Source organism: Micromonospora sp. CNZ299 (assembly GCF_002754415.1).
This window is the reverse complement of sequence record NZ_PEFG01000001.1, coordinates 2201276-2222225: the sequence shown is the minus strand read 5'-3', so window position 1 is coordinate 2222225 and position 20950 is coordinate 2201276. Positions and strand designations below refer to the sequence as shown.

The following is a 20950-nucleotide window of genomic DNA, read 5'->3' as shown; positions in this document are numbered from 1 at the left end:
GATGCTCATGGTGCGTGGACGCTCGTGGGACACGATTGCGCACAGTGAGGCTGATGGGAAACCAACCGACCCGTTTGTGATCTGTGCCACACCTAGAATGCGGACAAACACCTACATAACGACATCAGATCGGGATGTCCTCCAGAAGATCCGTCACCATCGCGGCGATCGGCGACCGCTCCGAACGGCTGAGCGTGACGTGCGCGAAGAGCGGATGACCCTTGAGCGCTTCGATGACGGCCGTCACCCCGTCGTGCCGGCCGACCCGCAGATTGTCCCGCTGGGCCACGTCATGGGTGAGCACCACCCGGGAGCCCTGCCCGATCCGGGACAGCACGGTCAACAGCACCCCGCGCTCCAGCGACTGGGCCTCGTCCACGATCACGTAGGCATCGTGCAGGCTGCGCCCGCGGATGTGGGTCAGCGGCAGCACCTCGAGGATGCCCCGCGAGGTGACCTCCTCCAGCACGTTCTCGTGGACCACCGCGCCGAGCGTGTCGAAGACCGCCTGGGCCCACGGCGACATCTTCTCCGACTCGGAGCCCGGCAGGTAGCCCAACTCCTGGCCGCCGACGGCGTACAGCGGGCGGAACACGATCACCTTCTTGTGCCGGCGGCGCTCCATCACCGCCTCCAGCCCGGCGCAGAGCGCCAACGCCGACTTGCCGGTGCCCGCCCGGCCGCCCATCGACACGATGCCGATCGACTCGTCGAGCAGCAGGTCGAGGGCGATGCGCTGCTCGGCCGAGCGGCCGTGCAACCCGAAGGCCTCGCGGTCGCCCCGGACCAACCGGACCGACTTGTCCGGCAGCACCCGACCGAGCGCCGAACCACGCCCCGAGTGCAGCACCAGGCCGGTGTGGCAGGGCAGCCCGGCCGCCTCGTCGAGGTCGAGCGTCTCGCCGGCGTACAGCGAACCGATCTGCTCATCGGTCAGATCCATCTCGGACATGCCGGTCCAGGTCGGGTCGCTGGCCTGACCGTGGCGGTACTCGTCGGCGCGCAGGCCCACCGAGGCCGCCTTGACCCGCAGCGGCATGTCCTTGCTGACCAGGGTCACCTCCCGGCCCTCGCCAGCGAGGTTGAGCGCGACGGAGAGGATCCGGGCATCGTTGCTCTCGGTGCGGAAACCGGGCGGCAACACCCCGTCGTCGGTGTGGTTGAGCTCCACCCGCAGGGTGCCGCCGACGTCGTTGGCCGGCACCGGCCGGTCCAGTCGACCATGTTGAACCCGCAGCTCGTCGAGCATCCGCAGCGACTGCCGGGCGAACCAGCCCAGCTCCGGATGGTGCCGCTTGCCCTCCAGTTCGGTGATGACCACCAGGGGCAGCACCACCTCGTGCTCCGCGAACCGGTGGAACGCCGCCGGATCGGAGAGCAGCACGGACGTGTCCAGGACAAAGGCCTGGCCGGCTGGTCGCGGCTCCTTCGGGTCGGCCGGCGCGGCGGCCGCCGTACGGCGGCTCCTGGTGGCGCGGCGGGTCGTGGCAGTCGCGGCCGGGGTCTGGTCGGCACCGGCGGTGGTACGGCGAGTCGTCACAGGCCTGCTCCGACGGATGGGCACCCGCCACCCGTGTTCCGCCTCCTCCGGTGCCCGGGGACACGGGGTCGGATGCGGAACCCCATGCGCGAGGTCGCAGATCCGGGCGGACCGGCTGGCTCGGGAGAACCCCGTGCCATGCCTAGACGCTAGCCCCGCCGGACCCTTCCGGCTAGAGGTCGGACGTGGATCTCCCAAGTCGGGTGTGCGCACACCGGTTGGCCTGGCCTCTCAGCAGCGCGGATGCCGGCGGTGGACGCGGCGGAACCGGCCGGGATGCATGCCCCCTGCGCGCATCCCGGCCGGTGGGGCCACCGTCACCGGTCTGACGGGGCCCGACGGTGCGTGTCCGCCGCGGACGACGCACCGCGTTCGTGGCGTCGGTCGGCGGGTGTACGCCCGCCGACCGACCTCAACCGGTACGTCGGACGAGCGTGCCGGTCGGGTGCCGCCCGGTGATCGGGGCGGCCGGCGCGGTGAACGACGAGCCGGTGTACGTGGTGCCCGGGCGGGCGACGGTGCTGGCCGAACGGGTCACGCTCGCCGGGGCGACCGACAGGGCCGAGGCGATCGCCGCCTGAGCGTCACGGCGACGCCTGTTCCAGGCGCCCCGATCACCGTCGAAGTAGCCCTGCCGGTAACCGAAGCGGTAGCCGATGCGGTAGCTGAGCTGCCCGTGCAGCCGGCCGGCCGCATAGCTGGTGGCACCGAGCACCAGGACGAGGAAGACCGCGAGAAGAGGGCTCATCGGGCAGCTCCGGCCCGGCCAGGACGGCAGGTCATCGCTCCTCCGGCTCGATGGTGGTGGGATCCGCGACGAGCAGCCGGTCCAGGTCGTCGGTGCTGACCTCCTCGACCAGCTCGACGCTGATCCGGCAGCCGTCCAGCACGACCTCGGCCACCGAGGACCTGCGGATCTCACCGCCGGCGTCGTAGACGCGGACGCTCAGCTCAGGGCAGCCGAGATGGGTACGCCAGGCGTTCCACTCGATGCGATCGCCGACGCTCAGCGACAGGTAGCGGCAGCCTCGGGCCAGGTAGAGGCGCCAGGGGGCGGTCAGCCCCGCGGCCACTCCCTCAGCGATCAGCCCGAAGGCCTGGGCGCGGGTGGCGAGCTCGGTCACCACACCCCCTTGGCACCGGAGGCGTGACGCATGTGAGCACCAATCGTCTCATGCACGAGACACACCGTAGATTGTCCCATGGGCGTGACAGTATCAGCTTTTCGTCCGCTTACCTTCGCCACTACGGGCATCTATTCTGCCCGCGTGGCACCCCTCAACAGTGAAGCTGAATCGTTTACCGGAAACCCGAAGATCCCGTCACGTCTGCGTGACAGCAGCGAGGCGGCGCGCGCGCCCGTCGCCGGCTGGCCGTACCGTCACGGGGTGACCGAGACGGCCAATGCGCGGAAGATCGCCTTCGCCACCTTCGTCCGACGCGCCCTGGACGAGGCACGGGCGACCCGGGCCTGGAGTGGCACCGAGGTGTCCCGGCGCACCGGCGTCTCCCGGCAGACCATCAACCGCTGGGTCCGGGGCGACTGGGCCAGCGACCCGGAAGCCGAACGGGTGGTCGCCTTCTGCGAGGGCCTCGGGCTGAATCCGGCCGCCGCCTTCGCCGCGCTCGGTTGGGACCGCACCACGGCCGGCCCCCGCACCGGTCAACCCGCCCCTCCGATGGACCCCGATGTCGAGGCGCTACTGCGCCGTCTGGTCGACCCGAACGTGTCGGACGCGGAGAAGTTCCACATCCGGGAAACGATCAGATATCTCGCATACCGCCCAACGCTGCCGGTCGATGTCCGAAAAAGGGGCAATCAAGCAGGGTAGTTCCTCAGATAGCGAAAGAACGCCTGGTCGGGTTCATTCGTTTACCTCCGGGGCAGGAACGGGCACGCTAGCGTCCCTATTCGTACTGCTTGGGCTCGTCATCGGCGGGGGGACGGGACAAGGCCGAACCTAGCCCTGCGGGACAGAAGGAGGGGTCTGTCCATGACCCTGAAGTGGTTGGCAGTCGTGGTCGCAACGGTGTCGTTGACACTGTGGGCGACCGGCAACGTGGTGACCCTCGCGGTCGAAGGTGGGCAGCTTCCGCTGCTCGTCAATCTCTTTGCGCTCGTCACCGCCGGCACCGCGGTCGTCCTGGCCGTCGTCGCCGAGCTGCACGAGCGCCTCGACAACCGGATCAGCGCCCTCACCGAGTTTCTGGTGGCACGGCTCAACGAGATCGAGAACCACACCGGTGATCGCAATACCGGGTTCGTGGAGGGCTACCTGTTGAGCCATGGTCAGGAAGCGGCGGTGGTGCCGTTCGGCCGGCGCGGACGAGGAGCCGCCGAACGCTGATCTCGTACCGCCGAACGGGTCCGCTCGGCCAGGAATGAGCCCCCATCGCCGGGGTACGCTGACGCGCGTGCCGCCGTTGAATCTGGGCAATCAGCAGCCGAGAACCCCGTTGAACGCCGACCAGGCCTGGCGGACCACCGCCAGCCGGGCGGCCGGGACCGTGCTCTTCTTCGACTTTGACGGCACGCTCGCGCCCGTCGACGACGATCCGACCGCGGTGCGCCCGGCGCCCAAGGTGCTGGCCGCGATCGAGGCGTTGGCCCCGATCGTGCAGCGGGTCGCGATCGTGTCCGCCCGGCCCGTCGAGTTCCTCCGGGACCAGCTCGGGGGGCTCACCGGCGTGGACCTTTACGGCCTCTACGGGCTGGAGCACAGTCACTGCGGCGGGGAAACCGTCACCGAGCCGGCCGCGCTGCCCTGGGTGCCGACCATGCAGGAGCTGGCCGACCAGGCCCGGGCGGAGCTGCCGCCCGGCACGCTGGTCGAGTACAAGCGGCTCTCCGTGGCGTTGCACTGGCGTACCGCCCCGCAGCTCGGCTCCACGGTGCAGCAGTGGGGGCAGGCGCAGGCCGACCGGCTGGGGCTGCGGGTGCAGGCCGGGCGGATGGTGCTGGAGCTCAAGCCCCCGGTCGACCGGGACAAGGGCATGGTGATCGGCGAGGCGATCAAGGATGCGACCGGCGCCTGGTACTTCGGCGACGACGTCTCGGACATCAAGGCCTTCGCGGCGCTGCGCACCCGCGCCGCCGCCGACCCGGACTTCGTCGGTGTCTGCGTGGCTGTGGCCAACCCGGAGACCGGTCAGGAGGTGGCGAACGCCGCCGACCTGACGATCGAGTCCCCGGCTGCGCTGGGTGACTTCCTCACCCGGGCACTGACCCACCTGCCCTGACCGGTCGGGGCGGCGACAGCTCTGTCGCCGCCCGTTCAGACGCCGTAGCGGCGTTGTCTGGTGGCGTACGAGCGCAGGGCCCGCAGGAAGTCGATGTGCCGGAAATCCGGCCAGTTGAGCTCGCAGAAGTAGAACTCCGAGTGCGCGGACTGCCAGAGCATGAAGCCGGACAGCCGCTGCTCGCCGCTCGTGCGGATGACCAGGTCGGGGTCGGGCTGGCCACGGGTGTAGAGGTGCTCGGCGATGTGCTCGACGTCCAGCACCTCGGCCAGTTCCTCCAGCGTGCCGCCGGTGGCCGCGTGCTCCAGCAGCAGCGAGCGGACCGCGTCGGTGATTTCCCGGCGACCGCCGTACCCCACCGCGATGTTGACCTCCGCACCGCCGGTGCGCTCACGGGTGCGCTCCTCGGCGCCCTTGAGCGCCGCCGCGGTCTGCGCCGGCAGCAGATCGAGAGCCCCGACGATGCGCAGCCGCCAGGGGTTGCCCTCCTCCGCCAGCTCCACCGCCAGGTCCTCAATGATCTTGAGGAGTGGGTCCAGCTCACTCGCGGGACGGCGCAGGTTGTCGGTGGCCAGGAGATAGAGGGTGACGTGCCCGACGCCAGCCTGGTCACACCAGCCGAGCACATGCTTGATCTTCGCCGCGCCGACCCGGTGCCCGTCGTTCGGGTCGACGAAGCCCATTTCCTTCGCCCAACGGCGGTTGCCGTCGCACATCACCCCGACGTGTCGGGGCACCGGCTTACCCGCGAGCTTCGCCGTGAGCCGGCGCTCGTAGACGGAGTAGATAAGGTTCCGCAGCGTCATCACCTAGCAGCGTAGCGACCCTTCGACCAGATCACCGCCTCGGAGCCCCATCCCCGCCGGGCAGACTGATCCCGATCATTGCCAGCGTGCGAGCCGTGAGGCGTCCGTCACCCAGCCCCAGCTCGACCACGTCGTAGAACACCCGGTCGTCCCGGCGGGCAGCCCGGACCGCCGCATCCACCACCCGACGCCGCCGGGCCAACCACGCCGCGACCGAGCTGTGTCGCAGGTGGGTGCCGAGGCGGCGGCGCAACCCGTGGGCGTAGCGCTGGGCAGCCGTCGCCGGCGCCTGGGCCGCTGCCTCCCCGGCCAGCGCACCGGAGAGCAGCGCGTAGAAGATGCCCTCCCCGGTGAACGGATTGATCAGCGACATCGCGTCCCCGGCCAGCAGCGTGCGCCCCTGACCCGGTGACGGCCGGTGGGTGGAGAGCGGCAGGTGATGGGCGCGCAACGCGGTCACCGTCGCCAGGTCGGTGCCGGGCAGCAGCGCGGCCAGCCGGTCCAGCAGGTACGCCCGGCTCAACGGCTCACCGCGCAGCACCTCCCCGTACCCGACGTTGGCCCGCCCGTCACCGATCGGAAACGACCAGGCGTACGCCGGCCAGCGGGCTTTCGAGGTGACGATGAGCTGTTCGGACGGGCCGGGCAGCGCCGGAGCGTACCCCCGGATGGCCAGCGCCAGGTGCCGGTCGGGATTCTGCGGGTGGCCGAGCGCCCGACGGACCACCGACCCGGCGCCGTCCGCACCCACCACCACCCGGCCGGACAACTCGCCGTCGAGCACCACCCGGTCGGCGCGCGCTTCGACCTGGCGCACGGTGTGCCGGCACAGCTGGGCGCCGGCTGCCACGGCGGCCGCCACCAGACGCGCGTCGAAGACCTTCCGAGGCACTGTGTACGCGGGTCGGGGCAGCGCCCGGACCACGGCGCCGCCGCCCGGCGCGATCATCCGCAGCGCGGGCAGCGGCGCGTAGCCCTCCACCGCCTCGGTCACCCCCAGCTCGGCGAGCACGTCCACCGAATGCGCGGCGATCCCGTCGCCACACGCCTTGTCCCGGGGAAAGTCGGCCCGGTCCAGCAGCAGCACACTGGCACCCGCCCGTCGCGCCGTCAGCGCGGCGGCCGCCCCGGCCGGCCCCGCTCCCACCACCACCACGTCGAACTCGTCGCTCACCGCGCCTCCCTCCGACCAACGCGGTGCGGCCGTGCCCGTCCCCGCACCGCCCCGACGATCCACCCGCGCCGCCCACGCCGACCGTTGTGACCGGCGCCACCCGACATCCTGCCCTCTGTCCGCTCGTGCGGGCCGCACCCGCACGGCGCTGACTTCCTGCCGTGAGGAACGCGAACGCCGCCAGCGGCAGGCGCGAGCAGTCCAGGCGTGGCCAAAGTAGGGCCGCTCATGTCGGGAGGCATCAGCGCCGGGGAGGCGGGCCTACCTGTCCAACAGCCTGTAGACCTGCCCCGAATATGGGGCATCGGGCAGAGCCTGGGCGGCGGGGACACGGACGCGGGAGCGGAGCCGGAGCGGAGCGGGAGCCGGAGCCGGAGCGGGAGCGGGAGCCGGAGCGGGAGCCGGAGCGGCTTCAGCGCGGGTCGCCCCATATCTGGGGCAGCTCTCCAGCGGCTGTCACTACCTGGTCAGAGCTGAGGGATGGCGGCCAGCCGGGCCCGGGATGGCGCCGCCGTCAGGCCGGCGCGGCATCGTTCGCGCGGGAAGCCCGGCGCAAACCGTAGAGGGCCAGCCCTGCCGCGGCGAGCAGTGGGCCGCCGTCGCGGACCAGGCCGTCCACGCCCAGCAGCCACCAGCACAGCGGCAGGTCCACCGCGAGTACGGCCACAGTGACGACGACCAGCAGCCCACGCGCCCAGTCCTTGCCCCGCATCAGGAACGCGGTGCAGAACAGCACCGCGTAGCTGGCGGCGATGCCGGCGCCGAACCAGAGCAGCACGGCCGGCACCGCGGTCAGCCGCCCGTCCAGGATGGAACCCCCGGCCACCAGGGCCGGCACCAGCATCAGCGGGCTGTAGGTGAACGCCGCCACCCGGCTGGTCAGCAGCCAGGCGCTGGCCTGCGGTCGGCGGGGAGGGGTCTCCCGCCATGAGATGCCGGCCCGGTCGATGACGAGGCGTGGACGGTGCCGGACCAGGTGCCCGGCCAACGCCGACGAGCGGTAGAGCAGCCAGACCACTGCGGCACAGAGCGCTGTGAGGATCGCGAAGCCGAGCAGGCCGGGCAGCGGCGGCACCCCCTGCCGAGGCACGATGAGCCGGCCGACGGCGAAGATCGTGGTGACCGCGAGGATCAGCCCGAACGGGCGGGCCACCGTCCGGCCCTTCCGGACGTGCCCGATCAACAACAGGAAACCGAACGAGCGCAGCATGGCCCAGCCGGTCCGTACGGCCAGCCCGAAACCCTGCTCCGGGGCGTACCACCAGTTGAGCAGCTCGACCACGACGGTGGCCGCCGCCGTCGTCGCGAGCAGGATGGTGAGCACCCGGACGGCGGACGGCCGCCGGACCTGGGTCTCGGCGGCCGTCCTCATGGGATCCGATGTTGCCCGCAGGGGGCGGTCTTCACACCTACCGCTGCGGCTGTGCGGCGTCGAGGCGGGCGCGCAGCGCGTCCAGCTCGGCCCAGAGCACGCCCGGCAGCTTGTCACCGAACTTCTCGAACCACTCGGTGATCATCGGAAGCTCGTTGCGCCACTCGTCCGGGTCGACCTTCAGGGCGATCCGAACGTCCTCCGGGGTCATGTCCAGGCCCTCGACGTCCAGCGCGTCGGGTGCGGGAACCATGCCCACCGGCGTCTCGACCGCGTCGGCCGTGCCCTCGATCCGCTCGACGACCCACTTGAGCACCCGGGAGTTCTCCCCGAAGCCCGGCCAGAGGAACGAACCCTCCGGGTCCTTACGGAACCAGTTGACGTAGTAGATCTTCGGCAGCTTCGCCTCGTCGCCGTCGGCGCCCTTGCCCATCTCGATCCAGTGCCGGAAGTAGTCCCCGGCGTTGTAGCCGATGAAGGGCAGCATCGCCATCGGGTCCCGCCGGACCACGCCAACGGCGCCGGACGCGGCAGCGGTGGTCTCCGAGGAGAGCGTGGCACCCATGTAGACGCCGTGCACCCAGTCGCGGGCCTCGGTCACCAGCGGGATGGTGTCCTTGCGGCGGCCACCGAAGAGGATCGCGTCGATCGGCACGCCGTTCGGGTCGAAGTACTCGTCGGCGAGGATCGGGCACTGAGTGATCGGGGTGCAGAAACGGCTGTTCGCGTGCGAGGAGAGGCCCTCGCTCTCCGGCGTCCAGTCGTTGCCCTTCCAGTCGATCAGGTGCGCTGGCGGCTCCCCCATGCCCTCCCACCAGACGTCACCGTCGTCGGTGAGGCCGACGTTGGTGAAGACGGAGTTGCCCCGGTCCAGGGTGCGCATGGCGTTGGCGTTGGTCTTCCAGTCGGTGCCGGGCGCCACACCGAACAGCCCGTACTCCGGGTTGACCGCGTAGAGGCGGCCGTCCGGGCCGAACCGCATCCAGGCGATGTCGTCGCCGATCGTCTCGACCTTCCAACCCGGGATGGTCGGCTCGACCATGGCCAGGTTGGTCTTGCCGCAGGCCGAGGGGAACGCGCCGGCGATGTGGTAGGTCTTGCCCTCCGGCGAGGTGATCTTGAGGATCAGCATGTGCTCGGCGAGCCAGCCCTCGTCCCGGCCCATCACGCTCGCGATCCGCAGCGAGTAGCACTTCTTACCGAGCAGCGAGTTGCCGCCGTAACCCGAGCCGTACGACCAGATCTCCCGGGTCTCCGGGAAGTGCGAGATGTACTTCGTCTCGTTGCACGGCCAGGCGACGTCCTGCTGGCCGGGCGCGAGCGGTGCGCCGATCGAGTGCAGCGCGTGCACGAAGTCCGCGTCGTCACCCATCGCCTCGAGAACCCGGGCGCCCATCCGCGTCATGATCCGCATCGAGGCGACCACGTAGGGGCTGTCGGTGATCTCGACACCGAACATCGGGGACTCGGCCTCGACCGGGCCCATGACGAACGGGATGACGTACATCGTCCGACCACGCATCGAGCCGCGGTAGAGATCGGTCATCGTCCGCTTCATCTCCGGCGGCGACATCCAGTTGTTCGTGGGGCCGGCGTCCGCCTCGTCGACGGAGCAGATGTAGGTGCGCTCCTCGACCCGGGCGACGTCCGTCGGATCGGTACGCGCGTAGAACGAGTTGGGCTTCTTCTCCGGGTTCAGCCGGATGAGCGTTCCGGCCTCGACCAGCTCGTCGGTGAGGCGGCGCCACTCGTCGTCGGACCCGTCCACCCAGACCACACGATCGGGGGTGGTCAGTTCCGCGACCTCACGGACCCAGGCGAGCAGTTTCGGATGGGACGTCGGGGCCTGATCAATACCCCGCACAACAGCCGGAGCAACCATGACACATCTCCTTGTGGTCGACGCTGACCGATCTATGGGATGCACGAGACTCAGCGGCGCGATGCGTCGCCTTCGTGGAAACCTGGGATTGGCCTCAGCGTAAACCGGGCAGCCTTCCGAGTCAGTGGGACTGGTTGTGAAGAACTGCACAAGGTACGGCGACGCTGCGGCATCACGAGCTGATACCCGCTTTCCCGCGCAGTTTCACGCAAATCTTGTTGTGCACCCCGGCCGACGCTTGTTGCGGTCGGACCGTGACCTGCCCCGCCGACCGGTGCGTGGATTCCCGTTCCGGGGCGCGTCAGTCCTCCCAATTGGTTACGCTGCGTTCAACGGTTTCGCACAGGGTGATGGGCTCCTTCGAGCGACCACGCCTGCTCGCCGTTGCTACCCCTCTGACTGGTCGACAGCCGGTAGGCTCCCTCCGTGGCCGCCACGATGACCGGGGAGCAACCGGGACCCCGGCAGACCCGACGGGGTCTGGTCGGCAAACTGCTGGACCGCTTCGGCCACCTCGTCCGCGAGATGAGCAAGTTCGCCACAGTGGGCGGGATCGCCTTCATCATCGACTTCGCGCTCTTCAACTACCTGACGAGCAGTCGCGGCGTCGAGGAGTTGACGGCGAAGACCATCTCCACCGTGATCGCGGCCTCCGTCGCCTTCATCGGCAACCGGTTCTGGACGTGGCGACACCGTCAACGCAACAACCCGGCCCGTGAGTACGCGCTGTTCTTCCTGTTCAACGCGGTCGGCCTCGGCATCGCGGTGGCCTGCCTCGCGCTCAGCCGGTACGGGCTCGGCAGCATCTGGCCGTCCGTGTTCCAGACGCGTCTGGCCGACAACGTGGCCAGCTACATCGTCGGCACGGGACTCGGCACGCTGTTCCGATTCTGGTCGTACCGGCGGTTCGTCTTCGTCGAAGCGGGAACCCCGACTCTTCCGCAGGTGAAGCCCGAGCGTGACCACCGAGCGTGACCTGCCGCCCACCTCGTTCGGCCGGTGATCACCGGCCGCACCGACTGCCCTAAGGTGTTTCGCATGCGTCTTGTCCGTCTGCTGCCTGAGCGCTGGCAGAAGTTCATCCACGAGGCGCTCAAGTTCGGCATCGTCGGCGGCATCAACACTGTCATCAATTACGCGGTGTTCAATGCCCTTGCACTGACTGTTTTCGCCAATGGCCAGTTGAAGGCGACCGTGATCGCGACCATCGTCGCCACGATCACGTCGTACCTGATGAATCGGCACTGGACGTACCGGGATCGCCCGAAATCGGCACTTCGCCGGGAATACCTCCTTTTCTTCCTATTCAACGGTGCCGGCCTGCTCATTGAGCTTGGTGCCGTGGCCGCGGCCAAGTACGGCCTCGGCGTACACGGCCTCCTGGCACTGAACGTGGCCAAGACCGTCGGTGTCCTGCTGGCTACGCTGTTCCGGTTCTGGTCCTACCGAACCTTCGTCTTCCAACCCGTCGCACCGGTCGAGGAGGAGACGAAGCCCGACTCCACCTGGCACGACATCCCGCGCGACGAGTGGGACACCATGGCGGAGATGGACCCGGTCGCTGAGCTCGCCGAGTCCGTGTCCGAGCTGGAGGAAGCGGAGTCCGTGCAACGCCGTGACCTACCGCCCGGCGCACCCACCCAGGGTCGGGCCACGCGGCTGGGCGTCAGCCCCGCCGCCGACCTGGACGCGGAACTCGCCGCGGAACTGCACGTCGGCACCCGCCGCTCGCCCCGCCGGTGACGACACCCGCCGCGCGCTCCGGCACCGGGCAACCCGCCGAGCTGTTCTTCGAGGATCTCGTCCCGGGGCTCACCGTCGATCTCGGCGTGGTCACCGTGGACGGCGACGAGATGGTCGCCTTCGCCCGCCGCTTCGACCCGCAGTGGTACCACGTCGATACCGACCTGGCCGGGGAGAGCCGGCACGGCGGGTTGATCGCGAGTGGCTTCTACACGGTCAGCCTGTTCATGCGCGCGTACGTCGACCACCTGCTGTCCCGGGCGGCCGCGGACGCCTCCCCCGGTCTGGAGGAGCTGCGCTGGCTCGCTCCGGTGCGCGCCGGGGACCGGCTCGCCGTCCGGGTCGACGTGATGGGCGCCCGGCCGTCCACCGCCCGCCCAGGGCTGGGCACCGTCAGCCTCACCGGCACCATGCTCCGCCTCGGCCCGGACGACCGGCCCGAGCAGGAGGTGCTGCGGACCCGCTTCCGTGGCTGGTTCGCCGCCCGACCGACCGAAGCCGGCCCAGCCGAACCAGCCGGCCCAGCCGAACCAGCCGGCCCAGCCGAACCAGCCGGCCCGGCCGAACCAGCGGGCACGGCCGACCCACCCGAGGCGGATCTGCCCGAGGCTGACCGGCCCGACCACGGCCCGACCGGCGCCGACCAGCCCGCGAGCGACCCAGCCGAGACCGACCCAGCCGAGACCAGGCCGGCCGAGACCAGCCCGGACGGGCCCGAACAGCCCGAAGGCGGCCCGGCGAAGGCCGAACCACACGACTGACCCGCCCCGACTCCGGCCAGGGCGGGCCTCAGTCGGCGCGGACGATCAGGTCGTGGTGTCGCGCAGCGGCTTTCCCTCGCGCATGTCGGCGAGGATGTCGCGCATCTCCCCGTCACCCAGCGAGTGCTTGTCGTGCTGTGCCTCGACCAGCTCGTACAGGGTGGTCTGCACCCGACCGACCCCCGGCACGTCGGCGAGCACCGACTGGCCGCGCTCGCCGGCCGACTCGATGGTCAGCGTGCCGCAGCCGAGCAGCCGCTCGAAGAAGTGCTGGTTCATCGAGTGGTCGTTGATCCGGGTGAGTGGGAGGTCCCGCCGGTCCCGGGAGAAGACACCCTGCTGGAGCAGCACGCGCTCGTTGGTGAACAGGTAGTGGGTGGTCCGCCAGACCAGGAACGGCCACAGACCGAGCCAGAGCACCGCGACCAGGGCGATCACCCCGATCACGGCGATCGCGATCGACCCGCCGCTGCTCTCGGGCAGCAGGAGCACGCCGACCACCACCGCGGCGATGGCCAGCACCAGCACCACGATCGGCCGGATCAGTGCCTTCCAGTGCGGATGCAGGTGCAGCACGACGTGCTCGTCCTTGGTGAGCACGTCTTCTGGAAACGCCACGGGGAACCTCCAACGCCTTCTTCTCGACGCGCAGACGGTAAACCCCCCAGGGCCCACCACAACATCCGCCACGCGGCCCCACCCCGCTCTTCCCGATCATGCACGTCGGGCCGGTGCCCTGCGGCTCTCGCCCGTCGCGCGTGGGCGGCGACCGCAAGATCGCGAGAGGGTGGATCAGCGCAGGTGGAGGACATCGCCAGCGGCCAGGGTGCGGGTGGCCGTCGGGGTGGCCACCTGAAGCTGGCCGTCCCGGTCCACCCGGGTGGCGGTGCCGGTCAGAACCTCCCCGTCGGGGAGCAGGACGCGCACCTCACGACCAACAGTTCCGCACGCCGCCAGGTAGGCGTCACGCAGGCCGCTGGCCACCGCGTCGCCGCCCGCCGAACGCCAACGGTCGTACCACTCGGCCACCGCGCGCAGCAGGGCCCGCAGCAGCGGGTCCCGGTCGGTTGCCACCGCGCCGGCCAGCTGTAGCGAGGTGGCCGGCAACCCGGTGGGGTTGACCGGCAGCTCGTCGGCGCGCAGCGTCACGTTCAGCCCGATGCCGAGCACGATGGCCGGCGGTTCGTCAGGCGAACGACCCGGCACGACCTCGGCCAACACGCCCGCACACTTCGCGCCGTCGATCAGCAGGTCGTTGGGCCACTTCAGGGAGGCCTCCAGCTCGGCCAACCGGGCCACCGCCTCCACCAGCGCCACCCCGGCCAACAACGGCAACCACCCGTACCCCGTGGGTGTCACCGGCAGCCAGCCGCGGTCCGGCACGGCCTCGCCGGGTCGTAGCAGCACGCTGGTGGCGATGCCGGCCCGCGCAGGCGACTGCCAGACCCGACCGCGCCGGCCGCGCCCGGCGGTCTGCTGCTCGGCGACCACGACCAGGCCCTCGGGCTCGCCGGCCCGGGCGGCCTCGGCCACGTCGGCGTTGGTGGAGCCGGTCTCGGCGCGCAGCTCCAGCCGGGCCCACGGCCCGTTCGGCGCGATCAACGCGCGGCTCAGCCGGGCCGCCGACAGCGGCGGGCGGTCCAGATTGGTGTACGGGGAGCCCGACATTCCGCCAGCCTACGACGGTCGCCACGGCGGCACTGAGGCGTACTGCACAGCGGCACCGACCTGAACCATCGTTATATTCCCTGGGTGACTACCGAGACCGGGACCAACATCCACAGCACTGCCGGCAAGCTGGCGGACCTGGAGCGCCGGGTCGACGAGGCGGTGCACGCCGGGTCGGCCCGCGCGGTCGAGAAGCAGCACGCGCGCGGCAAGAAGACCGCCCGCGAGCGGATCGAGATGCTCCTTGACGAGGGCTCCTTCGTCGAACTCGACGAGTTGGCCCGGCACCGGTCCACGGCCTTCGGGCTGGAGAAGAACCGCCCGTACGGCGACGGTGTGGTCACCGGGTACGGCACGGTGGACGGCCGGCAGGTGTGCGTCTTCGCCCAGGACTTCACTGTCTTCGGCGGCTCGCTCGGCGAGGTCTTCGGCCAGAAGATCGTCAAGGTGATGGATCTCGCCATGAAGATCGGCTGCCCGGTGGTCGGCATCAACGACTCCGGTGGCGCGCGCATCCAGGAGGGCGTGGTCTCGCTCGGCCTCTACGGTGAGATCTTCTTCCGCAACGTGCGGGCCTCCGGCGTCATCCCGCAGATCTCTCTGGTGATGGGGCCCTGCGCCGGCGGCGCCGTCTACTCCCCGGCGGTCACCGACTTCACCGTGATGGTCGACCAGACCTCGCACATGTTCATCACCGGCCCCGACGTGATCAAGACGGTGACCGGCGAGGACGTCGGCATGGAGGAGCTGGGCGGGGCACGCACGCACAACTCCCGCAGCGGCAACGCGCACTACCTCGCCAGCGACGAGGAGGACGCGGTCGACTACGTCAAGGCACTGCTGTCGTACCTGCCGTCGAACAACCTCGACGAGCCGGTGGTCCTCGAGGCTCCCGCCGACCTGACCGTCAGCGACGAGGACCGGGCGCTGGACACCCTGATCCCGGACTCGGCCAACCAGCCGTACGACATGCACACGGTGATCGAGCACGTCCTCGACGACGGGGAGTTCCTGGAGGTCCAGCCGCTCTACGCGCAGAACATCGTGGTCGGCTACGGCCGGGTCGAGGGACGGCCGGTGGGCGTGGTGGCCAACCAGCCGATGCACTTCGCCGGCACCCTGGACATCGCCGCCTCGGAGAAGGCCGCCCGGTTCGTCCGCACCTGCGACGCGTTCAACATCCCGGTGCTGACCTTCGTGGACGTGCCCGGCTTCCTGCCCGGCACCGGCCAGGAGTGGGACGGCATCATCCGCCGGGGCGCCAAGCTCATCTACGCGTACGCCGAGGCGACCGTCCCCAAGGTCACTGTGATCACCCGCAAGGCGTACGGCGGGGCGTACGACGTGATGGGTTCCAAGCACCTCGGCGCGGACCTGAACTTCGCGTGGCCGACCGCCCAGATCGCCGTGATGGGCGCGCAGGGCGCGGTGAACATCCTCTACCGCTCCGAACTGGCCGGCGCCGACGACCCGGCGGCGGTCCGGGCCGAGAAGATCGCCGAGTACGAGGACACCCTGGCCAACCCGTACGTGGCGGCCGAGCGCGGGTACATCGACTCGGTGATCCCCCCGCACGAGACGCGCACCCAGATCGTCCGGGCGCTGCGCGTCCTGCGCACCAAGCGGGAGACCCTGCCTCCCAAGAAGCACGGCAACATCCCACTCTGATCCACGACGCCCTGCTCGCTTGATCCGCGCAACGTCGGGGAAAGTGCTGCCTCCCGGCACCGGGAGGCAGCAACATCCCCGACGTTGTGCGGATCATCGCTGCGGCCGGGTCAGCAGGCCGGGTTGGAGGCGGCGCACATTCGGGCCGCCGCCGCCTCCGCGAGCTGGACGAGATTCGATTCGGTGCCGTTGTACCCGGGGCGAAGCACCGAGACGGTGTCGCCGACCCGGACGACAGCCAGCAGGAGGGGCGTCGGCTCGTCGCTCAGCGCGTGCCCGGCCTGCAGGTCCCGGTGGGCGGTGGGCGAATCCCGCAGGATCGCCGCGTCGTCCCCGGCGAAACCTCGCTGGGCCACCGACCACCGGTGGATCACCTCTGTCATTTGCGTGGTCCCGTTCACCTCTACCTGCCCAACGGTCCGCCACCGAGCGCACGGGGCGACCACGTCGTCCAAGTCGACGAAGAGTTGTCTGGCCGTCTCGGGTGCCAGCCGGAAGAGATCCTGCATGAGCAGGACATCACCCTTCACGAGGTTGTCCGAGGAGTGCCTACGCATGATGGTCTGCGAGCGGGACACGTTCGACGTCTGCCACCCGTCGGACAGTCCCTGGCTCGTCCGGCAGTAGCCGAGCGCTTCGTTCAGCCGGACCGGCTCACCCAACCCTGACTGGCTGAGCTGCGTGTTGACCTGCTGCCGGAGATCTGCCGGCTGCAGGAGTGCGTCGAGGGGAATCTCGTGCCGGGCCGGCGCGGCCGCCGGTAGACCGGGCGCCGGGGACTTTCCCGGGGCGGCGACCGCCACGGCGGAGGCACCGGTGAGAGCCAACACGACGGTGGCCACCACAATCCGGCGCTGGCTGCGGCGACGGGCTCGGGCGCGGATCTCCTGCGGCTCCGGCCAGCGCACGTCGAGCAGGTCCCGCCGGACGTGTTCGACGAAGGTCGGTTCGTCACGCATCGGTGGCCTCCTCCAGGTCAGAGACGGCGAGCAGACCGGCGAGCGCGGCGCGCCCCCGGGAGAGTCGAGCCTTGACCGTGCCAACGGGTGCGGCGGTCTCCCGCGCCACCTCGGCGACCGGCATGCCGACCAGGTAGTACAGGGCGATGGCGACGCGTTGCTCCTCGGGCAGCAGACGCAGCGCCGCAACCACCTCGACGGTGTCGGTGCCCGGGCCGGGAACGGTCTCGACGGCCCCGTGTCGCAGGTACGCGCGAGCACGACTGCGCAGGCTGCGCCACCGGCTGACCGCGATGCGGCTGGCCACCACCCGCACCCACGCCTCCGGTTCGTCGTACTCCCTGACCGTCGACCAGCGCTGCCACGCCCGGACGTACGCCTCCTGCACGGCGTCCTGTGCCTCGCCCCGGTCGCCGGTGAGGGCGTAGACGAACCCGAGCAACCGTTGCCGGCTCCCCCGGTAGAACTCGTCGAACCCGTCGACGTCCGGCACTCGCCACCTCCCCGTGTCGCTCGCAGGGAACACGCGCCGGGCAGGGTCGTCGGTTGCCCCGATCAGGCGATCATCTTCTCCAGCTCGACGAGCGGGAACGCGCCAGCCGCGATCCGCTCCCGGACCGCCCGGCGTACGGCCCGCTGGACGGCGACGTTGACCGGGGTCGCCACGCCGTGCAGCCGGCCCAGCAGCGCGATCTCGCCGTTGAGGTGGTCAACCTCTGTCGAGCCGGTGCCCCGGGCCAGGCTCTGCCAGGTGGAGCCACCCGAGCGGGCCTCGCCGTCGACCGGGCGCTGCCCCACCAGGTCACCGCGTTCGGCCTTCTCCTCCTCCGGCGAGGTGTGCGCGATCCCGGCGGCGGCGAGCGCGGCGACACCTTCGGCGCGTACCCGCTCGGCCAGCGCGTCCGGGATGTCCTGCCCGAGCAGCGCCTGGAGGCCGTTGCCGAGGTTGCTGAGCAGCTTGCCGTACTTCCAGCGCAGCACGTCCGCGCGCACCGGGGCGACGAAACCGGCGGCGTCCAGATCCGCGGCGATCGCCCGGTCGGTGTCGTCGGCGCCGCCCGGGTAGCGACCGATGTGGAGCATCCCGGGGTGCGGGTAGCCGTTGGCGACAACCACGCCCGGATCCAGATGGGTGGCCGGCAGCCAGACACAGACCGGGTGCACGTCGGCGAAGAGGCGTAGCGCCGCTCGCTCGTTCGCCACCCCGTTCTGGGCGGTCACCAGCGGCAACCGCTCGCCCGCCGTACCGCCGCCGACCACCGGGGCGTCCACCCAGGCGGCCAGCGCACCGGCGGTGTCCTGCGACTTGACGGTGAGCACCAGCACCGTGTCCGCCGGCAGTGGCCGCTCGTCGGGCCCGTCCACGGCGGTGAGCCGGGCGGTGACCTCACCGTCGGGCTGCCGCAGGGTCAGACCCCGCGCACGAATCGCGTCCAGGTGAGCGCCCCGGGCCACCAGTGTCACGTCCCTGCCGGCCTCGGCGAGCCGTACGCCGATGGTCCCGCCTACCGCACCCGCGCCAATGATCACGTACCGCATGGACTCATTCTGCCCGCCGACCGTCCCGCCCGTCCGTGTCAGGTCAGAGCGTCAGGCCTGCATCGGTGAGGATCGGGCCGGTCAGGAGCAGGGCGCCTGTGATCAGGGCGGCCAGGTTGACCAGGGCGAAGACGGTCACCCAGAAGAACGCCGGGAACGGGGTCAGCCCCGCGAGCTGGTCGGCGTCGGAGGCGGGCATCCGGCCGCGCGACCGCAACCGTTGCAGCTCCACCACCGGTCGCACCCCGCCGAGCAGCAGAAACCACACCCCGGCGTACGCGAACGCGGCCTGCACCTGCGGGGTGGCGTACCAGGAGACGGCGAACACCAGCGCGCCGGTGACCAGCAGCGACACCACCCCGAAGGCGTTGCGGATCATGACGAGCATGGCGAGCAGCAGCGCCACAGCGACCCAGAGCAGCAGGGTGATCCGGTTGCCGCCGAGCAGCCAGGCACCGGCCAACCCGACCAGGGGCGGGGCGACGTATCCGGCGAGCAGGGTGAGGATCATGCCGGGACCGGTGGGGCGCCCGGCGGAGAGCGTGAGCCCCGAGGTGTCCGAGTGCAGCCGGATACCGCGCAGCTTGCGGCCGGTGAGCAGGGCGACGAGCGCGTGTCCGCCCTCGTGGGCGATGGTGATGGCGTTACGGGCGATCCGCCAGGGCAGTCGGGTGGACACCACCACCAGCGCGACGGCCGCGGTGATCAGCACCAGCAGCGGGGGCGGGTCCGGCTGCGCACCGAACAGCGTGTCCCACAGGTCGCCCAGCCCGTCGATCGACATCATGGGGCGCGAGCCTACCGGCGGCGTTCCGTGTCGCTCCCGAGGCACCGGCTCGTATCCGGTGAAACTGATCGGGCCGCGAGTGAAGTGGGAGGTGAGCGCCGATGAGTGCCGAACCCCTGGGACACCATGTCGGGCTCTGGACCGAGGCCGACTACTTCGCCCTGGGTGAAACCCCGGACCGGATCGAGCTGCTCGACGGGAGCCTGATCGTCAGCCCTGCCCCGAGCAAGCGGCACCAGTTGGTGTCGTGGGAACTCGTCTTCAACCTGCGTCGAGCGGTGCGACCACAATCCCTCCTCGTCTTCGAGGCGGTCAACGTTCGACTCGGGGTGGATCGGATCGTCATCCCCGATGTGGTTGTCGCGGACACCGACGACGAGGGCACGGCGGTGGAGGCTGCCGAGGTGGTGCTCGTCTGCGAGATCGCCTCGCCCGGCAACGCCGCCGCTGACCGGCTGGTCAAGATGCAGCTCTACGCCATTGCGCGAATCCCCTGGTATCTGCTGCTCGAGCAGGACGGGGACGGTCACTCGTTGCGGCTGTTCCGGCTGGACGGTGAGCACTACCCTCTCCACGACCACGGGGCCTTCACGCCCCGCTGATGAAGCTTTTTTCTGCTCGCCTTGTGATCTAGGGCACTTACCTCCAAAGATGGCTATCGATAGAGCTACGTCCTTGGAGGCACTCATGGCCCGTACCCGATCATCGCTGCGCCGCGCACTCGCGGCCGGCCTCACCGTCCTCGCCACCGCGGCGGCGGCCCTGGTCGCGACCGCCGGACCGGCGGCCGCCGCCACCACACCCGGCGTCGACGTGTCCCGCTACCAGGGCAGCATCAACTGGACCAGCGTCCGCAACGCGGGCATCCAGTTCGCCTTCATCAAGGCGACCGAGGGCACCAGCTACAAGGACCCGAACTTCAACGCGAACTACGTCAACGCGTACAACGCCGGGGTGATCCGCGGGGCGTACCACTTCGCCCGGCCGAACATCTCCGCCGGCTCCACCCAGGCCAACTACCTGGCCTCCAACGGTGGCGCCTGGTCGGCGGACAGCCGCACGCTGCCGGCGGCCCTGGACATCGAGGGCAACCCGTACGCTGGCGGCTACTGCTACGGGCTCAGCACGACCGGAATGCGCAACTGGGTGCAGGACTTCCTGAACACCTATCGCGCCCGCACCGGCCGGTACGCGGTCATCTACACCACCACGAGCTGGTGGAACCAGTGCACCGGCAGCTGGACCGGCCCGTGGGCGAACCACCCGCTCTGGCTGGCCCGCTGGTCGAGCACGCCGGGCGCCCTGCCGGCCGGCGCGTCGGTGTGGAGCTTCTGGCAGTACACCAGCACCGGGGCCGTCTCGGGAATCAGCGGCAACGTGGACCGCAACTACTGGAACGGCGACCGGAGTCGACTGATCGCCTTGGCCAACAACACCTGACCGGGCCGTTGGCGGCAGCGGGATCGACGGTCACCACACGGTCGACAATCGGTCCGGCTGCCGCCACACACGGGGCTACGGGTCAGGCCCGCCGCCGGCTCAACGCCGGCACCACCACCGGAGCATCCTCGCGGACCAGCGCGTCCCGCCGGCCGAGCCGCCGGACGCCCACCGAACCAACGGTGATGGCAACGACGCCGAACAGCGCGACGAGTACCGGAAGCCCAACGCTGATCAGCAGCAGTGCCACATCGCCGAGTGCGACGAGCATCCACAGTGCCAGCCGGGGCCGGGCGTTCCTGTATCGGTAACCCATGTCGCACCTCCCTCCGTCGTTGGAGATCAGATACCCCGAACGACGCAAGAACATG

Annotated in this window: 23 protein-coding genes; 9 read left to right on the top strand and 14 right to left on the bottom strand. The window is 70.4% G+C overall.

The features are described 5' to 3' along the window. Nucleotides 1-124: 124 nt before the first annotated feature. The 3 genes from phoH2 to CLT68_RS10725 form a co-directional block, all read right to left on the bottom strand. On the bottom strand, nucleotides 125-1540 hold the full coding sequence (gene phoH2 / locus CLT68_RS10735; protein ID WP_099850532.1) for an RNA 5'-3' helicase PhoH2: 1416 nt from the start codon (nucleotides 1538-1540) through the stop codon (nucleotides 125-127). A gap of 412 nt (nucleotides 1541-1952) precedes the next feature. Beyond that, on the bottom strand, nucleotides 1953-2288 hold the full coding sequence (locus CLT68_RS10730) for a hypothetical protein (protein ID WP_099850530.1): 336 nt from the start codon (nucleotides 2286-2288) through the stop codon (nucleotides 1953-1955). A gap of 31 nt (nucleotides 2289-2319) precedes the next feature. After that, nucleotides 2320-2664 (bottom strand): hypothetical protein, encoded by a 345-nt coding sequence (locus CLT68_RS10725; protein WP_088951461.1) that lies wholly within the window; start codon nucleotides 2662-2664, stop codon nucleotides 2320-2322. A gap of 264 nt (nucleotides 2665-2928) precedes the next feature. On the opposite strand from CLT68_RS10725, the gene CLT68_RS10720 reads away from it, so the two are divergent. The 3 genes from CLT68_RS10720 (at nucleotide 2929) to otsB (ending at nucleotide 4780) form a co-directional block, all read left to right on the top strand. Further along, nucleotides 2929-3372 (top strand): XRE family transcriptional regulator, encoded by a 444-nt coding sequence (locus tag CLT68_RS10720; RefSeq protein ID WP_088946209.1) that lies wholly within the window; start codon nucleotides 2929-2931, stop codon nucleotides 3370-3372. A gap of 162 nt (nucleotides 3373-3534) precedes the next feature. Continuing rightward, nucleotides 3535-3888: a hypothetical protein gene (locus CLT68_RS10715; protein ID WP_099850529.1), complete on the top strand. Its 354-nt coding sequence runs from the start codon at nucleotides 3535-3537 to the stop codon at nucleotides 3886-3888. A gap of 67 nt (nucleotides 3889-3955) precedes the next feature. Then, entirely contained in the window at nucleotides 3956-4780 is an 825-nt protein-coding gene (gene otsB / locus CLT68_RS10710; RefSeq protein ID WP_099850527.1) for a trehalose-phosphatase, read from the top strand. Between the two features lie 35 nt (nucleotides 4781-4815). Here otsB and CLT68_RS10705 read toward each other — a convergent pair whose 3' ends face one another. From CLT68_RS10705 to CLT68_RS10690, 4 genes are all read right to left on the bottom strand, one after another. Continuing rightward, nucleotides 4816-5586, bottom strand: a complete 771-nt coding sequence (locus tag CLT68_RS10705) for an isoprenyl transferase (protein ID WP_088946206.1) — start codon at nucleotides 5584-5586, stop codon at nucleotides 4816-4818. A gap of 31 nt (nucleotides 5587-5617) precedes the next feature. After that, nucleotides 5618-6760 carry a geranylgeranyl reductase family protein gene (locus CLT68_RS10700; protein WP_099850525.1) on the bottom strand — a complete coding sequence of 381 codons (1143 nt, stop codon included), beginning with the start codon at nucleotides 6758-6760 and terminating at the stop codon, nucleotides 5618-5620. 514 nt (nucleotides 6761-7274) lie between these two features. Next, the gene (locus tag CLT68_RS10695) at nucleotides 7275-8132 is read right to left on the bottom strand and encodes a hypothetical protein (protein WP_099850523.1); all 858 of its coding nucleotides are present in this window, start codon (nucleotides 8130-8132) and stop codon (nucleotides 7275-7277) included. Nucleotides 8133-8169: 37 nt separating this feature from the next. Beyond that, nucleotides 8170-10014 (bottom strand): phosphoenolpyruvate carboxykinase (GTP), encoded by a 1845-nt coding sequence (locus tag CLT68_RS10690; protein WP_099850521.1) that lies wholly within the window; start codon nucleotides 10012-10014, stop codon nucleotides 8170-8172. Between the two features lie 438 nt (nucleotides 10015-10452). Between CLT68_RS10690 and CLT68_RS10680 the strand changes: the two genes are divergently transcribed. The 3 genes from CLT68_RS10680 (at nucleotide 10453) to CLT68_RS10670 (ending at nucleotide 12518) form a co-directional block, all read left to right on the top strand. Further along, entirely contained in the window at nucleotides 10453-10989 is a 537-nt protein-coding gene (locus CLT68_RS10680) for a GtrA family protein (protein WP_099857010.1), read from the top strand. A gap of 63 nt (nucleotides 10990-11052) precedes the next feature. Beyond that, nucleotides 11053-11757 carry a GtrA family protein gene (locus CLT68_RS10675; protein WP_099857008.1) on the top strand — a complete coding sequence of 235 codons (705 nt, stop codon included), beginning with the start codon at nucleotides 11053-11055 and terminating at the stop codon, nucleotides 11755-11757. Next, nucleotides 11754-12518 carry a MaoC/PaaZ C-terminal domain-containing protein gene (locus tag CLT68_RS10670; RefSeq protein WP_099850518.1) on the top strand — a complete coding sequence of 255 codons (765 nt, stop codon included), beginning with the start codon at nucleotides 11754-11756 and terminating at the stop codon, nucleotides 12516-12518. Before CLT68_RS10675 ends, CLT68_RS10670 begins: the two co-directional genes overlap by 4 nt. Nucleotides 12519-12563: 45 nt before the next feature. On the opposite strand, the gene CLT68_RS10665 is transcribed toward CLT68_RS10670, so the two are convergent. Continuing rightward, nucleotides 12564-13136 carry a PH domain-containing protein gene (locus CLT68_RS10665; RefSeq protein WP_088946200.1) on the bottom strand — a complete coding sequence of 191 codons (573 nt, stop codon included), beginning with the start codon at nucleotides 13134-13136 and terminating at the stop codon, nucleotides 12564-12566. Nucleotides 13137-13310: 174 nt separating this feature from the next. Further along, nucleotides 13311-14186 (bottom strand): biotin--[acetyl-CoA-carboxylase] ligase, encoded by an 876-nt coding sequence (locus CLT68_RS10660; protein WP_099850516.1) that lies wholly within the window; start codon nucleotides 14184-14186, stop codon nucleotides 13311-13313. A gap of 84 nt (nucleotides 14187-14270) precedes the next feature. On the opposite strand from CLT68_RS10660, the gene CLT68_RS10655 reads away from it, so the two are divergent. Beyond that, nucleotides 14271-15854, top strand: coding sequence for an acyl-CoA carboxylase subunit beta (locus CLT68_RS10655; protein ID WP_099850515.1), 1584 nt, complete (start codon nucleotides 14271-14273; stop codon nucleotides 15852-15854). Nucleotides 15855-15964: 110 nt separating this feature from the next. Here CLT68_RS10655 and CLT68_RS10650 read toward each other — a convergent pair whose 3' ends face one another. The 4 genes from CLT68_RS10650 to CLT68_RS10635 all read right to left on the bottom strand — a co-directional run bounded on the left by CLT68_RS10650 (nucleotide 15965) and on the right by CLT68_RS10635 (nucleotide 19139). Continuing rightward, nucleotides 15965-16813: a hypothetical protein gene (locus CLT68_RS10650; RefSeq protein WP_099850513.1), complete on the bottom strand. Its 849-nt coding sequence runs from the start codon at nucleotides 16811-16813 to the stop codon at nucleotides 15965-15967. Further along, nucleotides 16806-17306: a SigE family RNA polymerase sigma factor gene (locus CLT68_RS10645; protein WP_099850511.1), complete on the bottom strand. Its 501-nt coding sequence runs from the start codon at nucleotides 17304-17306 to the stop codon at nucleotides 16806-16808. Before CLT68_RS10645 ends, CLT68_RS10650 begins: the two co-directional genes overlap by 8 nt. Nucleotides 17307-17368: 62 nt before the next feature. Beyond that, entirely contained in the window at nucleotides 17369-18352 is a 984-nt protein-coding gene (locus tag CLT68_RS10640) for a 2-dehydropantoate 2-reductase N-terminal domain-containing protein (RefSeq protein ID WP_099850509.1), read from the bottom strand. 43 nt (nucleotides 18353-18395) lie between these two features. Continuing rightward, on the bottom strand, nucleotides 18396-19139 hold the full coding sequence (locus CLT68_RS10635; RefSeq protein ID WP_099850507.1) for a M50 family metallopeptidase: 744 nt from the start codon (nucleotides 19137-19139) through the stop codon (nucleotides 18396-18398). A 101-nt stretch (nucleotides 19140-19240) separates the two neighbouring features. Here CLT68_RS10635 and CLT68_RS10630 point away from each other — a divergent pair, with 101 nt between their 5' ends. Next, entirely contained in the window at nucleotides 19241-19741 is a 501-nt protein-coding gene (locus CLT68_RS10630; RefSeq protein WP_099850504.1) for a Uma2 family endonuclease, read from the top strand. A gap of 85 nt (nucleotides 19742-19826) precedes the next feature. Further along, nucleotides 19827-20579 (top strand): GH25 family lysozyme, encoded by a 753-nt coding sequence (locus CLT68_RS10625; protein ID WP_099850502.1) that lies wholly within the window; start codon nucleotides 19827-19829, stop codon nucleotides 20577-20579. Between the two features lie 82 nt (nucleotides 20580-20661). Here CLT68_RS10625 and CLT68_RS10620 read toward each other — a convergent pair whose 3' ends face one another. Beyond that, nucleotides 20662-20895 carry a hypothetical protein gene (locus tag CLT68_RS10620; RefSeq protein WP_099850501.1) on the bottom strand — a complete coding sequence of 78 codons (234 nt, stop codon included), beginning with the start codon at nucleotides 20893-20895 and terminating at the stop codon, nucleotides 20662-20664. Nucleotides 20896-20950: the final 55 nt, after the last annotated feature.

What these genes read in the sequence shown, in the direction of transcription:
- CLT68_RS10730 (WP_099850530.1), bottom strand. Translation starts at nt 2,288, where the DNA reads ATGAGCCCTCTTCTCGCGGTCTTCCTCGTCCTGGTGCTCGGTGCCACC.
- CLT68_RS10715 (WP_099850529.1), top strand. Translation starts at nt 3,535, where the DNA reads ATGACCCTGAAGTGGTTGGCAGTCGTGGTCGCAACGGTGTCGTTGACA.
- CLT68_RS10705 (WP_088946206.1), bottom strand. Translation starts at nt 5,586, where the DNA reads ATGACGCTGCGGAACCTTATCTACTCCGTCTACGAGCGCCGGCTCACG.
- CLT68_RS10695 (WP_099850523.1), bottom strand. Translation starts at nt 8,132, where the DNA reads ATGAGGACGGCCGCCGAGACCCAGGTCCGGCGGCCGTCCGCCGTCCGG.
- CLT68_RS10690 (WP_099850521.1), bottom strand. Translation starts at nt 10,014, where the DNA reads ATGGTTGCTCCGGCTGTTGTGCGGGGTATTGATCAGGCCCCGACGTCC.
- CLT68_RS10680 (WP_099857010.1), top strand. Translation starts at nt 10,453, where the DNA reads ATGACCGGGGAGCAACCGGGACCCCGGCAGACCCGACGGGGTCTGGTC.
- CLT68_RS10675 (WP_099857008.1), top strand. Translation starts at nt 11,053, where the DNA reads ATGCGTCTTGTCCGTCTGCTGCCTGAGCGCTGGCAGAAGTTCATCCAC.
- CLT68_RS10660 (WP_099850516.1), bottom strand. Translation starts at nt 14,186, where the DNA reads ATGTCGGGCTCCCCGTACACCAATCTGGACCGCCCGCCGCTGTCGGCG.
- CLT68_RS10650 (WP_099850513.1), bottom strand. Translation starts at nt 16,813, where the DNA reads ATGCGTGACGAACCGACCTTCGTCGAACACGTCCGGCGGGACCTGCTC.
- CLT68_RS10640 (WP_099850509.1), bottom strand. Translation starts at nt 18,352, where the DNA reads ATGCGGTACGTGATCATTGGCGCGGGTGCGGTAGGCGGGACCATCGGC.
- CLT68_RS10635 (WP_099850507.1), bottom strand. Translation starts at nt 19,139, where the DNA reads ATGATGTCGATCGACGGGCTGGGCGACCTGTGGGACACGCTGTTCGGT.
- CLT68_RS10630 (WP_099850504.1), top strand. Translation starts at nt 19,241, where the DNA reads ATGAGTGCCGAACCCCTGGGACACCATGTCGGGCTCTGGACCGAGGCC.
- CLT68_RS10625 (WP_099850502.1), top strand. Translation starts at nt 19,827, where the DNA reads ATGGCCCGTACCCGATCATCGCTGCGCCGCGCACTCGCGGCCGGCCTC.
- CLT68_RS10620 (WP_099850501.1), bottom strand. Translation starts at nt 20,895, where the DNA reads ATGGGTTACCGATACAGGAACGCCCGGCCCCGGCTGGCACTGTGGATG.